Source organism: Erwinia psychrophila, assembly GCF_039023475.1.
GTDB lineage: Bacteria > Pseudomonadota > Gammaproteobacteria > Enterobacterales > Enterobacteriaceae > Erwinia.
On the sequence record NZ_JBCHVB010000009.1, the window covers coordinates 1 to 13,119 of the forward strand.

Consider the following 13,119-nt stretch of genomic DNA (forward strand, 5'->3'; position numbering starts at 1 on the left):
ACGGTCAGGGTTTTTTGCGTTATGCGGCATCAGAAACGCAGCCGGCCAGATACGTTTTCATCCTGTCCGCACCGCACCGGGCCTGTATCCGCGCCCGGATCTCCCGCGTCCCTGCGTAAATCCTGAGACTGGAAAGATAATTTTCAGTTCGTCTCCACACATCGACACCCACTACATCCGGGCATGTCAGCTTTCAGATACTGAAAATATGTCAGCTTTACTGCGGCCCATCCCGGCCTCTCTGCCTTCATCCTGCTTAACGCGGCTTACCCAGCCAGCCAGCGATAAAATCGGCGATGCTGTCCGGCTCGTTAAGATCGAGATGGGGAAGAGCCAGCCCCTGATCCCTGTCGCTGGCGACGGCAATAACAAAATCATCCAGCGGACCGGGAAAAGGATGTCCTGAAGCTTCACGGTGCAGCACAATTCTGGTTAAGGCTTCCTCTTTAAACCCTTCAACCAGGATCAGATCAAGCTGGCTGGCGTCCATCCGGCCCGCCAGAAAAGCCAGATCCAGCTTTTCAGCCGCCGGCGTCTCCGTCATCAGTGCCCAGCGCTTCTGGCTGGCGACCATGACCTGATTCGCTCCTGCTTTCCGCAGCTCATAGCTGTCTTTGCCGGGCTTATCCACGTCCATATCGTGGTGCGTATGCTTAATCAGCCCGCAGCGAATGCCGCGATCCTGCAGCAGCGGGATCAACTGCTTCAGCAACGTGGTTTTTCCTGTGCCGCTAAAGGCGGATATTGCCAGTAAAGGAACCATTAAACATAAACCTCAGCGCGTAAGATCTTCAGGATGGTTAATATTGATGAAGGCATCGGGTTGGTCATCAAAAGAAACAGCGTGCCCCCCGGCCTGTTTCAAAAAAAGCATCACTTTGCGTTCTCCTGCGGCCAGAAAGGCGGCCAGTTCGTCAGCAAGGCTGACATGAACAAGCGCAAAAGTGGGATGATCGCGGCCCGCGCAACGAGCCCAGACAACTGGCGCACTATCTTTGCCCTGCCAAAGCCGGGTCACCAGACTGACAGGCAGCGCAGGCGTATCGCAGGGGGAAAAGACGGTCCATGCATGTTGAGTCTGTTGCAGTGCGCTAAGCATCCCAGCCAGTGGACCAGGAAAATCGGCCAGGGTATCCGTTATCACTCTGAGGCCGCCCTGCTGATAGGCAGCAAGATTGCGGTTAGCATTGATACAGATCTCCTCTACCTGAGGCTGCAGGCGTGAAAGAACATGCTGATAAAGCGGTTTACCTTGCCATAAAATCAGCCCTTTATCCTCACCGCCCATGCGGCTCCCTTTTCCACCCGCCAGGATTACGCCTGAAACAGGTATCCTGGAGATAGTAGACTTCCCGGACATAATACTTACACCCTCTTTTATTGTGGGTTTAACCCTGCTACCGTAGCTGAAACTGACTCAAAACAGGGATCAACTGATGAAATGTCACCGTCTTAATGAACTTCTCACCTTGCTGCAACCTGCCTGGCAACAGGAGCCCGATCTCAATCTAATGCAATTTTTGCAAAAGCTTGCTGATGAGGCTGGTTTCAGGCAACCCATAGGCGAGCTAACCGATGACGTGCTGATCTACCATCTTAAAATGCGTGGGACAGATAAGCATGAGGAGATCCCTGGCCTTAAGAAAGACTATGAGGATGATTTTAAAACCGCACTGCTTCGTGCCCGTGGCGTGATCAAAGATTAACGCCATACCTTCATCCGTCTACCTGATAATGATGATATTCTTTATTACTGATTGAATCGCCATTATCTACAAGTAGGCCGGATGAAAGAACCCGCTTTTACCTTCCAAAACTTAAATCCTGATACCATCCTGGATGCGCTCTGGGAAACCGGCATTCGCGTCGAGTCCGGTTTAACGGCCCTGAACAGCTATGAGAACCGCGTCTATCAGTTTTCCGATGAAGACAAAAAGCGGTACGTCGTGAAGTTTTATCGTCCCCAGCGCTGGACCCAGCAGCAGATCGAGGAGGAACACCAGTTTACCGCCGAAATGCTGGAGGATGAGGTTCCGGTCGCCGCTCCGCTGCTTTTGCAAAACAGTACCCTTCATCAGCATGAGGGCTACCGTTATGCGATTTTCCCCAGTTTGGGGGGGCGCCAGTACGAAACCGATAATGATGACCAGCTGGAGTGGGTTGGCCGTTTTCTGGGGCGTATCCATCAGACCGGGCGGAAAAAAACCTTTCAGCATCGTCCCACTTTTTCGCTGAAAGAATATATTGAAGAACCTCTTCAGGTGTTTGAAAACAGCAGCCTGATTCCTGCCAAACTGAAAGAAAAATTAATCGCCAGCGTCATGCTGATCGGCACAACTTTACAAAAATGTTGGCATACTCAATGGCAACCTCTACGTCTGCACGGGGACTGTCACCCCGGCAACATACTCTGGCGTGATGGTCCTATGTTTGTCGATCTTGATGATGCCCGCAACGGCCCCGCAGTGCAGGATTTGTGGATGCTGATCAATGGCGACAAGCAGGAGCAACGCATCAAATGGGATATTTTGCTGGAGGCATACGGTGAATTCAGTGACTTCGATACACATGAATTGTCACTGATTGAACCTTTACGCGCCATGAGGATGGTTTATTATCTGGCATGGGTGGTTCGCCGCTGGGAAGATCCTGCGTTTCCTGCCTCATTTCCGTGGATGACGGATGAAGATTTCTGGCGCAGGCAGATAGCTATTTTCAACGAGCAGGCGAAGCTGTTGCAGGAACCCCCGCTTCAGCTATTGTCCGCATTCCAGGGCTGACCGCGTATTCTGGTCGGCTTCTTTTGCTGTTAGGAGAGCGTTTTAAAATGAAAAAGATTTGGTTTGCGTTGGTCGGCATGGTGCTGGCATTCAGTGCGTCAGCTGCCCAGTTCACCGAGGGTCAGCAGTACGTTACCATGCAGAAACCCGCAACCGGCGAACCCCAGGTACTGGAGTTCTTCTCCTTTTACTGCCCACACTGTTATGAATTCGAACGCGTCTGGCACGTTAGCGATGCCGTGAAGAAAGGCCTGCCTGAGAATACGAAAATCACCAAGTATCATGTCGAGTTCCTGGGTGGCGAGATGGGCAAAACCGTGACGCAGGCCTGGGCAGTGGCTATGGCGCTGGGTGTGGAAGAGAAGGTCACCGGACCGGTTTTTGATGGTATCCAGAAAACACAGACCATTACTGACCCAGCCAGTCTGAAAGAGACCTTTGTTAAGGCTGCAGGTATCAAGCCCGAAGAGTATGATGCGGCATGGAACAGCTTTGTAGTGAAGTCCCTGGTCGCACAGCAGGAAAAAGCGGCGGCAGATATGAATCTGCGTGGCGTACCAGCAATGTTCGTTAACGGTAAATATATGGTTAACAACGGCGGCCTGGACACCAGTTCAATGGATACCTACGTACAGCAGTATGCCAACGTAGTGAAATTCCTGCTGACGCAAAAATAAGTTATTACCGCGAACAACGCCGGCTGATAGCCGGCGTTGTTGTTTATACGCCCCGGAAGACGATTTGTTGAGCGGACTCATCGGTGCGGATCGGCGTTAACCGTAAAGGATCCTGTGCTGTTAATAGCGCTGATAATTAATATCCACAAAAACGGTATTTTGCAAAATGTAAAGGCTGTGCCAGGGTTTATTTATAATCTTTTGTATTTATTATTATTTTACATAACAAACAAGTTTATATTCTGTTTTTACTACTATAGGCAGAAAATTACGCACAAACTTATCCACAGCTTATTGTTATGCGTCCCGCCGCAAATTTGGGCACGAAACGACGCAATTCCCAGAGTTATTTCATCTTTTATACTCAGCTGTGGCATCCTTACCCTATCGAAAATATCAACGAAGAACGTAATGAAACTATGGCTAAAATCGCAGAAAACCCGCTCATTCTGGTAGACGGCTCCTCTTACCTCTATCGTGCTTATCACGCCTTCCCTCCGCTGACCAACAGCAAAGGAGAGCCGACCGGCGCGATGTATGGTGTCCTGAATATGTTGCGCAGCCTGCTGCTGCAATATAAACCCAGCCATGTTGCCGTCGTTTTCGACGCCAAAGGAAAAACGTTCCGCGATGAGCTGTTCGAACATTACAAATCCCATCGTCCTCCTATGCCAGACGATCTGCGTGCTCAGATTGACCCGCTGCATAGCATGGTAAAAGCGATGGGGCTGCCGCTGCTGGCCGTATCGGGGGTTGAAGCCGATGATGTAATAGGCACGCTGGCGTTAGAAGCGGGTAAAATCGGGAAGCCGGTTTTAATCAGCACCGGCGATAAAGATATGGCCCAGCTGGTCACGCCGGATATCACGCTGATCAATACAATGAACAATGCCATCCTCGGTCCTGAAGAAGTGGTGGAGAAGTATGGTATTCCGCCTTCTCTGATCATCGATTTCCTGGCACTGATGGGGGATTCATCAGACAACATTCCCGGCGTGCCGGGCGTGGGTGAAAAAACCGCACAGGCGCTGCTGCAGGGGCTGGGCGGTATTAAGGATATCTACGATAATCTGGATAAAGTGGCCGGCTTAACGTTTCGCGGCGCGAAAACCATGTCCGCGAAGCTTGAGCAGAATAAAGAGGTCGCTTTCCTCTCCTATCAGCTGGCCACGATCAAAACCGACGTTGAGCTGGCGCTTACCTGTGAGCAACTGACGGTCACTGAACCCGATGTGGAGACGCTGCTCGGACTGTTCCGCCATTACGAGTTCCGGCGCTGGATCGAGGATCTGGAACAGGGGAAATGGCTACAGGGTAAAAAAAGCAATCCGGCAGCGCAGCAAGCCCTGGTTGAAAAAATTGAAGAAAAACCTGAAGCGACCAGTGTGTTATCTGCGGAGGGTTACGTCACCATTCTTGATGACGAAACGTTCGAAGCGTGGCTGACGAAAGTGCAAAAAAGTCCTCTGTTTGCTTTCGATCTGGAAACGGATTCGCTGGACACGCTGAGCGCTAATATTGTCGGCCTCTCTTTTGCCGTGGCACCGGGTGAAGCCGCCTATTTGCCGGTCGCTCACGATTATCTGGATGCCCCCGTCCAGCTGGATCGCAACAGCGTGCTGGAACGCCTCAAGCCTTTGCTGGAAGATCCCAGCCTGCTTAAGGTCGGTCAGAATCTCAAATATGACCGGGGCGTGCTGAAGAATTACGGCATTGAACTACAGGGCATCAAATTTGACACCATGCTGGAATCCTATGCGCTGAACAGCGTTTCCGGACGCCACGACATGGATTCGCTCGCGTCGCGCTGGCTGAACCACAAAACTGTCTCCTTTGAGGAGATCGCCGGTAAGGGCAAAAAACAGCTTACGTTTAATCAGATAGCTATGGAGCAGGCGGCCCATTATGCCGCTGAGGATGCGGACGTCACGCTACAGCTGCACCTCAAAATGTGGCCTGAGCTGGAGAAGGCACCGGGCCCGAAGCAGGTTTTTGAAAATATCGAGATGCCGCTGGTCACCGTTATTTCGCGTATTGAACGTAATGGTGTGCTGATCGATCAGGGAATACTGGCCACCCACTCTAAGGAGCTGACGGAGAGGCTGGCCGGTCTGGAACAGAAGGCGCACGAACTGGCGGGCGAGCCGTTTAATCTCTCCTCAACCAAGCAGTTGCAAACCATTCTTTTTGAAAAGCAGGGGATCAAGCCGACCAAAAAAACGCCGGGGGGAGCGCCTTCCACCTCTGAAGAGGTGCTGGCTGAACTGGCGCTCGACTACCCTTTGCCAAAGGTTATTCTTGAGCATCGCGGGCTCTCCAAGCTGAAATCGACCTATACCGATAAGCTGCCATTGATGATTAACCCGGTCACCGGCAGAGTACACACCTCCTATCATCAGGCGGTGACGGCTACCGGGCGCCTTTCGTCCACCGATCCAAACCTGCAAAACATTCCGGTGCGTAATGACGAAGGCCGTCGTATCCGCCAGGCGTTTATCGCGTCCAAAGGGTGCAAAATTGTGGCGGCGGACTACTCGCAAATCGAGCTGCGCATCATGGCCCATCTCTCGCAGGATAAAGGGCTGCTGAATGCCTTTGCTGAAGGCCAGGATATTCACCGCGCCACGGCGGCTGAGGTCTTTGGCATGGCGCTGGATAGGGTCACGGGCGAGCAGCGACGCAGCGCTAAAGCGATCAACTTTGGGCTGATTTATGGTATGAGCGCCTTCGGCCTCTCGCGTCAGCTTAATATCGGTGCCGGCGAAGCGAAGAAATATATGGATCTCTATTTTGAACGCTATCCGGGCGTGCTGGAGTATATGGAAAGCACACGCCAGCTTGCGGCCGAAAAGGGATACGTTGCTACGCTGGATGGCCGCCGGCTTTACCTGCCGGATATTAAGGCCAGCAATGCGATGCGCCGCAAGGCGGCGGAACGCGCTGCGATTAACGCCCCAATGCAGGGCACCGCAGCAGACATCATAAAAAAAGCGATGATTGCCGTGGACGCCTGGCTGACGCCGCAAGCGTCACCGGATGTCAAAATGATCATGCAGGTTCACGATGAACTGGTCTTTGAAGTCAAAGCGTCTGAGGTTGAAGCCGCCTCGGCTAAAATTCGTGATTTGATGGAGAACAGCATGACGCTGGATGTGCCGCTACGGGTGGATGTCGGCGTTGGGGATAACTGGGATCAGGCCCACTAATTTTTTATAACGAAAGCCGGGAGGCTGGAACCGCGGCGTTTCAGCCTTATTTTTTCACCATACGAAAATTATCTGGCTGAAACGATCCCGCCTTTTGCTACAGGGCATTCCGCTCAGGTTCCCTCCTAAGCATTTATCCCGAAAGCACTTTTTTTGTAATTTTGCTACAGCAAAAGTCGCTTTATGTGACACGAGTTTGATAACACAGGGGGTTTTCTGAAAATTAACTACAAAAAATCCTTTTGAGCGCTCATAAAATCATGTAGAGTTTCAGGCGTAGGGTACAGAGGTAAGATGTTCTATCTTTCAAACCGTTTACTTCACGTAACCGGATTTGGCTGAATTTAGCCGCCCCAGTCGTTATGACTGGGGCGTTTTTTATTGGGCGCGATTCAGCCCTGAAGCCCTATTCTGCGGGGATATTCTCATCGGTCGCCGGTGGGATTTCACTGAACCAGCTATCCAGCTTCTGACTCAGTTTATCAACGCCAATTTTTTTCAGTGAAGAGAACATCTCTACCTGAACATCGCCAACAAATTCTTTAGCCGCTTCCCGCACCTTGTTCAGCTGCGCCTTACGCGCACCGGAGGCCAGCTTGTCGGCTTTCGTCAGTAATACCAGCACCTCAATGCCACTCTGCACGGCCCACTGAATCATCTGCTGATCCAGATCTTTTAGCGGATGGCGGATATCCATCAGGACAACCAGCCCTTTCAGGCATTCGCGCATTTGCAGATATTCTGCCAGCGCACGCTGCCACTTGAGCTTCATCTCTTCCGGGACCTCTGCATAGCCATAGCCGGGGAGATCCACCAGCCGGTAACCCTCCGCGACCTGGAACAGATTGATCAACTGCGTACGCCCTGGGGTTTTACTGGTACGCGCCAGCGCTTTCTGGTTGGTCAGCGTGTTAAGCGCGCTGGATTTGCCCGCATTAGAACGACCGGCAAACGCAACTTCAATTCCGATATCGGGAGGAAGGTGGCGGATGTCAGGGGCGCTGGTGACAAAGTGAGTAACGTGATAATTCCAGCCAGGCAAAATAAAAACTCCAGATAAAAGGGCGATTGCGCAGAGTATACCCTGTCTGGAATGAAAGCGCCCAGCCGTCCGTTTGCCTGCCTGAATTTTGTCAGCGATTTGCCATTAGTTTTGACGGCGATCGCCGCTATTTTTTTTACGCCGTTAACAGAACAGAGCCGTAAAACATTGCGTTAACGATGGTACTGAAAAAATAACGGGAAAATTGCTTTCTTCACCTTGTGTGTCTGACGCTATGGTCTACAGTATCTGTCATAACCCGGGAGGGGTTACTTCAGGATGAAGTGCTCAGGGAGATTGGGATAGTGTGGAGCAGGGAAGGACGGTGCTGAGGGTGAAGCACGAAAAGGAAGGATCGCGTCCAGGCTGGACGAAAAGGCAACGGAAAACAGGGAGGTTGTGTGCTAAAAAGGATGCGGAATGAGTCAACCCTTCTCTGGAAGGGATGAAAAAAGGCGACAGGGTGACCTGCCGCCTTTTTTCTTTGTCCGCTTTCTGCTAGATTTCGCCGCAATTCTATACTGAATGATAAATCCCTGAGAGCAAAAACCATGAAGCAACCCGCACGCGCGTCCCTGGACAAAAAACCAGCCGCGAAAACTAAACGCAAAACGCGCGATGACGTCAACGCTGAAGCACGCGATCGTAAACGTGACAAAAAACATCGCGGTAATGCTTCCGGCAGCCGGGCTAATCCCGTTGTGCAGAATCAGAAAGGCAGCGGCGCGTCTGGCAGCAAAGATCCACGCATTGGCAGCAAAAAACCCGTGCCGCTGGTGGCTGAAGGTATCAGCAGCAAACCGGCCAAACCGGCGAAGGTGAAGCAGCCCGCTGAAAAGAAAAAAGTGGCTCTTTCTCCCCAGGAGGAGCTGACGGCCCTCGAAAACGACGAACGTCTGGATGCGCTGCTCGACCGCCTTGAGAATGGCGATACGGTATCTGCGGAAGAGCAGGCCTGGCTGGATGAGACGCTGGATCGTATCGACATACTGATGGAAGAGCTCGGCATTGCCCTGGACGACGGCGCAGAGGATGAAGAAGCCGAAGAGGATATGTATCGTCTGCTGAAGGGCGGTCAGTAACTATCACGGCCTGAAGGCAGATATTGAGGCAGCGCAATCTGGCGCTGTCTTATAAAAAAGGTTTCTCCGCTAATGAATTGGCCTGGATCAATTTTTGCGCTGATTCTGCTCTGCATGCTGGGCGGGTTATTTGCTAAACTTCGTCGCCTGTCGCGGCTGAAAGCCCGGTTGCGCAGAACCACCGCCCGTCCGCCCCTGAATCAGCACTCCCCCTTTATCCGACGGTCGGCCACCAGACGCAGACGCCTGCGAAGGAGTGACTATCGTGACACAGATGATTGAATGGGATCAGGGCCTGATCCAGAAGTACAATATTTCTGGGCCACGTTACACGTCTTATCCCACCGCGCTGGAGTTTCATCAGGATTATGATGAAGCCGCATTTATGCAGGCGTCGCAGCGCTATCCCGGTCGTCCGCTTTCGCTCTATATTCATATCCCTTTCTGCCATCGTCTCTGCTATTTCTGCGGCTGTAATAAAGTGGTCACCCGCCAGCAGCATAAAGCTGATGCCTATCTGGATGTGCTGGAGAAAGAAATCCTCGCCCGCGCGCCGCTGTTTGTCGATCGCACCGTCACGCAGATGCACTGGGGAGGCGGTACGCCGACCTATCTCAGCAAGGCGCAAATCACCCGCCTGATTGGGCTGCTTAAGTCACAGTTTCGCTTCGACGAGCGCGCTGAACTTTCTATTGAGGTCGATCCGCGTGAAATCGAGCTTGATGTGCTGGATCATCTTCGTGCCGCCGGCTTTAACCGGCTGAGCATGGGCGTTCAGGATTTCAATAAGGCGGTGCAGGAGAAGGTCAATCGCGTACAGGATGAAGAGATGATTGTGGCGCTGGTGGAGCGCGCGCGCAGGCTTGGCTTTACCTCGACAAACCTGGACTTAATTTATGGTCTGCCGATGCAGACGCCGGAAAGCTTCGCCTTCACGCTGAAAAAAGTTGCCGGGCTGAATCCGGACAGGCTGAGCGTATTCAACTATGCCCATATGCCGAACCTGTTTGCCGCCCAGCGTAAAATCAAGGAAGCCGATCTGCCGGATGCCCAACAAAAGCTCGACATACTTCAGCAGTCGATCGCCATGCTGACCGCCGAAGGCTATCAGTTTATCGGTATGGACCACTTTGCCCGGCCCGATGATGAGCTGGCGGTGGCGCAGCGGGAAGGAAAACTGCACCGTAATTTCCAGGGATATACCACGCAGGGCGACAGCGATCTGCTGGGAATGGGGGTTTCTGCCATTAGTATGATCGGCGACACTTACGCCCAGAATCAAAAAGAGCTGAAGGCGTACTATGCCAGCGTCGGTGAGCAACAAACGGCGCTGTGGCGGGGCGTGGTCCTTTCAGAAGATGACTGCCTGCGGCGGGATGTGATCAAAACGCTGATTTGCCATTTTGCGCTCAATTTTGACGATTTCGACGCGCGCGGCCAGGCTTTTACCGACTATTTCTCTGAAGATCTGGCGCTGCTAACGCCGTTTATTGAGGATGGGTTGGTGGAACGGCATGGGAAGGGCCTTCAGGTCACGCCTAAGGGACGTTTGCTGATCCGCAATATCTGCATGTGCTTTGATGTTTACATGCGCCAGAAAGCCCGTATGCAGCAATTTTCACGGGTCATCTGAAGAAAGGTAAAGCCCGGACACCGACACGCCATCTCAACTGTCGGGATCGTTCGGTGTCCGGCTTTATCTTTACGCGCGGCCAGGGGAAAGATAAGGCCGCGCGGCTTTGCCTCCGCTACTCCATTCCCAGCTCTTTCAGCTTACGGGTCAGGGTATTTCGCCCCCAGCCCAGCAGCCTGGCCGCTTCCTGCTTGTGCCCCTGCGTATGACGCAGGGCGGTAGTCAGCAGCGTACGCTCCATCTCCGGCTGCGCTTCCGACAGCAAATTTTGATGACCGGAACGAAGCGCGCGATCTGCCCACTGCGCCAGCAGCGTCGCCCAGCTGTCAGGCAGCGACTGTACCGGGTTGTCGGGCGTCGACGTTTCAAAGAGTTCGGGAGGAAGATCCTGGATCAGCACTTCCTGTCCGGCCGCCATTACCGTCAGCCAGCGGCAGGTATTTTCCAGCTGGCGCACGTTACCGGACCAGTGCAGCCGGGTCAGCGCCGTTTCGGTTTCCGGATGAAGTATTTTCGCCTCCACGCCCAGCTCCCGCGCCGCAACCTGTAAAAAATAGCGCGCAAGACGAGGGATATCCTCACGGCGCTCCCGCAGCGGCGGCAGATGGACGCGGATCACGTTCAGGCGGTGAAATAGATCTTCCCGGAACTTGCCCTCCTGAACGCGCAGCTCCAGGTTCTGGTGGGTGGCCGCGATGATGCGGACGTCCACCTTGACCGGCGCATAGCCTCCGACGCGATAAAACTGCCCATCGGCCAGCACACGCAGCAGACGAGTCTGGACATCCAGCGGCATATCGCCGATTTCATCCAGGAACAGCGTGCCGCCGTCGGCCTGCTCAAAACGCCCCTGGCGAATCTGGTTGGCGCCGGTAAACGCCCCTTTTTCATGGCCGAACAGTTCGGACTCAATCAGGTCTTTTGGGATCGCGGCCATATTCAGGGCGATAAAGGGCGCTTTTGCACGCGGGCTGTGCCGGTGCAGCGCATGAGCCACCAGCTCCTTACCCGTACCGGACTCGCCGTTGATCAGCACGCTAATAGAAGAGCGTGAAAGGCGGCCAATAATGCGGAAGACATCCTGCATGGCTGGCGCTTCGCCGATGATATCGGTGGTAGGACCGCTGACCGGCTGATTGCGCGGCTGCTGCTGCTCCTGATAGTGGCTGATGGCACGCTCAACCAGCGCAACCGCTTCATCAATATCAAACGGCTTTGGCAGATAGTCGAATGCCCCTTGCTGATAGGCGCTGACGGCGGCATCCAGATCCGAATGGGCGGTCATTATGATGACCGGGAGCATCGGATGCCGCTGTTTTATCTGCTTCAGCAGGGCCAGGCCATCCATACCGGGCATGCGAATATCTGAAAGTAAAACGTCCGGCGTCTTGGTAGCAAGGGCGGTCAGCACCTCATTACCGCTGTTAAAAGTGGCACAGCTTAAACCGGCTCCAGTGAGGGCGCGTTCAAGCACCCAGCGGATGGAGCTGTCGTCATCGACGATCCAAACTATCCCTCGTTGCATAGAAACCTCACTGGCGAATAGGCAGGTAAACCGAAAATTCAGTATGTCCGGGCCAACTGTTGAACTCTATTTTTCCCGAATGTTGATCGATAAGACTACGGGCTATCGACAACCCTAAACCCGTCCCGCCTTCACGTCCGCTGACCATCGGATAAAAGAGCGTATCCTGAAGCTGGGCCGGGATACCGGGGCCATCATCTTCAATATCAATACGCGCGACCAGGCGGTAGCGTACGCCGTGCAGCGTCAGCTGGAACGCCGTGCGGGTACGCAGCGTAATTGTCCCGCCTTCTTCCCCCAACGCCTGGAGCGCGTTACGTACGACATTCAGCAATACCTGTTCAATTTGATCCGGATCGTGCGGAAGTTCTGGCAGGCTGGGATCGTAATCTCTGACCAGCGTGACATTATCAGGCAGCTCCATCGACACGAGGTTAACCACCCGCTCGGCCACCTGATGAATACTTTGCGTGACGTGCATGCCCGGCTGCTGAGGGCCAAGCAGGCGATCGACCAGATTGCGCAGCCGGTCTGCCTGCTCAATAATCACGCGGGTATATTCTGTTAACGCGGGATCGGGCAGCGCTTTTTCCAGCAGCTGCGCGGCGCCCCGTAATCCACCCAGCGGATTTTTAATTTCATGGGCCAGCCCACGGACTAAATCCCGTGCGGCAACCTGCTGGGCATGCTGAATCTGTTCCTGACTGAGACGGCGTTGATTATCCATCGGTGCCATTTCGAGCAGGATTAACCCTTCGGGAAGACGCTGTGCCGTCAGCGACATAATATGCGCGCGGCTGTCCACCACAAGAGTCACTTCACTGTCTGTAAATCCCTGACCTGCATTCAGGCTCTCATGCATGACGTCGATATTTAACGAGAAATATCCCACCAGTTCCGGCAGCGGTGTGCCAAACAGCTTGCGAGAGCTCTGTGCCAGTAATTGCTGTGCCGCAGGGTTGGCGTAGTGAATCACCAACGCACTATCAACCAGCAAAATGCTGTTAAGCAGGGAATTGAGAATCTGCCCAGCATCGGGCGGCGTGCCTGTTGCCATACAGCGTTCTCCTGCACTCTTTTAGTGCATTATGAGGCGAGATCCGGGGATCGTCTTCCTGAACGATGAGGGCGTGGAGAAAAAAGCCCATCCGGAGATGGGCTGTACGTTTCCACG

12 protein-coding genes are annotated in these 13,119 nt (G+C 53.4%); 7 read left to right on the forward strand and 5 right to left on the reverse strand.

The genetic code is table 11. The features are described 5' to 3' along the window. Window positions 1-256: 256 nt before the first annotated feature. Window positions 257-763 (reverse strand): molybdopterin-guanine dinucleotide biosynthesis protein MobB, encoded by a 507-nt coding sequence (mobB, locus tag AAH446_RS17795; protein ID WP_342908013.1) that lies wholly within the window; start codon window positions 761-763, stop codon window positions 257-259. A 12-nt stretch (window positions 764-775) separates the two neighbouring features. Continuing rightward, window positions 776-1,360 carry a molybdenum cofactor guanylyltransferase MobA gene (gene mobA, locus AAH446_RS17800; protein ID WP_463322832.1) on the reverse strand — a complete coding sequence of 195 codons (585 nt, stop codon included), beginning with the start codon at window positions 1,358-1,360 and terminating at the stop codon, window positions 776-778. Window positions 1,361-1,436: 76 nt separating this feature from the next. Here mobA and AAH446_RS17805 point away from each other — a divergent pair, with 76 nt between their 5' ends. The 5 genes from AAH446_RS17805 (at window position 1,437) to spfP (ending at window position 7,005) form a co-directional block, all read left to right on the forward strand. After that, on the forward strand, window positions 1,437-1,706 hold the full coding sequence (locus tag AAH446_RS17805) for a YihD family protein (RefSeq protein WP_342908014.1): 270 nt from the start codon (window positions 1,437-1,439) through the stop codon (window positions 1,704-1,706). An 81-nt stretch (window positions 1,707-1,787) separates the two neighbouring features. Beyond that, window positions 1,788-2,780: a serine/threonine protein kinase gene (locus AAH446_RS17810; RefSeq protein ID WP_342908015.1), complete on the forward strand. Its 993-nt coding sequence runs from the start codon at window positions 1,788-1,790 to the stop codon at window positions 2,778-2,780. Window positions 2,781-2,827: 47 nt separating this feature from the next. Continuing rightward, on the forward strand, window positions 2,828-3,457 hold the full coding sequence (gene dsbA, locus AAH446_RS17815; RefSeq protein WP_342908016.1) for a thiol:disulfide interchange protein DsbA: 630 nt from the start codon (window positions 2,828-2,830) through the stop codon (window positions 3,455-3,457). A gap of 419 nt (window positions 3,458-3,876) precedes the next feature. Then, window positions 3,877-6,663, forward strand: coding sequence for a DNA polymerase I (gene polA / locus AAH446_RS17820; protein ID WP_342908017.1), 2,787 nt, complete (start codon window positions 3,877-3,879; stop codon window positions 6,661-6,663). Window positions 6,664-6,957: 294 nt separating this feature from the next. After that, window positions 6,958-7,005, forward strand: a complete 48-nt coding sequence (gene spfP, locus AAH446_RS19810) for a small protein SpfP (RefSeq protein ID WP_440135769.1) — start codon at window positions 6,958-6,960, stop codon at window positions 7,003-7,005. Window positions 7,006-7,069: 64 nt separating this feature from the next. Here spfP and yihA read toward each other — a convergent pair whose 3' ends face one another. Further along, window positions 7,070-7,705 carry a ribosome biogenesis GTP-binding protein YihA/YsxC gene (gene yihA / locus AAH446_RS17825; protein ID WP_342908018.1) on the reverse strand — a complete coding sequence of 212 codons (636 nt, stop codon included), beginning with the start codon at window positions 7,703-7,705 and terminating at the stop codon, window positions 7,070-7,072. Window positions 7,706-8,256: 551 nt separating this feature from the next. Between yihA and yihI the strand changes: the two genes are divergently transcribed. Together yihI and hemN are read left to right on the forward strand one after the other, a co-directional pair. After that, window positions 8,257-8,787, forward strand: coding sequence for a Der GTPase-activating protein YihI (gene yihI, locus AAH446_RS17830; protein WP_342908019.1), 531 nt, complete (start codon window positions 8,257-8,259; stop codon window positions 8,785-8,787). 274 nt (window positions 8,788-9,061) lie between these two features. Next, window positions 9,062-10,420, forward strand: coding sequence for an oxygen-independent coproporphyrinogen III oxidase (hemN, locus tag AAH446_RS17835; RefSeq protein WP_463322836.1), 1,359 nt, complete (start codon window positions 9,062-9,064; stop codon window positions 10,418-10,420). 115 nt (window positions 10,421-10,535) lie between these two features. On the opposite strand, the gene glnG is transcribed toward hemN, so the two are convergent. Together glnG and glnL are read right to left on the reverse strand one after the other, a co-directional pair. Beyond that, window positions 10,536-11,945, reverse strand: coding sequence for a nitrogen regulation protein NR(I) (gene glnG, locus AAH446_RS17840; protein ID WP_342908020.1), 1,410 nt, complete (start codon window positions 11,943-11,945; stop codon window positions 10,536-10,538). A gap of 7 nt (window positions 11,946-11,952) precedes the next feature. After that, window positions 11,953-13,002 (reverse strand): nitrogen regulation protein NR(II), encoded by a 1,050-nt coding sequence (gene glnL, locus AAH446_RS17845; RefSeq protein ID WP_342908021.1) that lies wholly within the window; start codon window positions 13,000-13,002, stop codon window positions 11,953-11,955. Window positions 13,003-13,119: the final 117 nt, after the last annotated feature.

Bases quoted from the DNA above. Each gene is read 5' to 3' on its own strand.
- hemN (WP_463322836.1), top strand. From the start codon at position 9,062: ATGATTGAATGGGATCAGGGCCTGATCCAGAAGTACAATATTTCTGGG.
- glnL (WP_342908021.1), bottom strand. From the start codon at position 13,002: ATGGCAACAGGCACGCCGCCCGATGCTGGGCAGATTCTCAATTCCCTG.
- mobB (WP_342908013.1), bottom strand. From the start codon at position 763: ATGGTTCCTTTACTGGCAATATCCGCCTTTAGCGGCACAGGAAAAACC.
- mobA (WP_463322832.1), bottom strand. From the start codon at position 1,360: ATGTCCGGGAAGTCTACTATCTCCAGGATACCTGTTTCAGGCGTAATC.
- AAH446_RS17805 (WP_342908014.1), top strand. From the start codon at position 1,437: ATGAAATGTCACCGTCTTAATGAACTTCTCACCTTGCTGCAACCTGCC.
- dsbA (WP_342908016.1), top strand. From the start codon at position 2,828: ATGAAAAAGATTTGGTTTGCGTTGGTCGGCATGGTGCTGGCATTCAGT.
- polA (WP_342908017.1), top strand. From the start codon at position 3,877: ATGGCTAAAATCGCAGAAAACCCGCTCATTCTGGTAGACGGCTCCTCT.
- AAH446_RS17810 (WP_342908015.1), top strand. From the start codon at position 1,788: ATGAAAGAACCCGCTTTTACCTTCCAAAACTTAAATCCTGATACCATC.
- yihI (WP_342908019.1), top strand. From the start codon at position 8,257: ATGAAGCAACCCGCACGCGCGTCCCTGGACAAAAAACCAGCCGCGAAA.
- glnG (WP_342908020.1), bottom strand. From the start codon at position 11,945: ATGCAACGAGGGATAGTTTGGATCGTCGATGACGACAGCTCCATCCGC.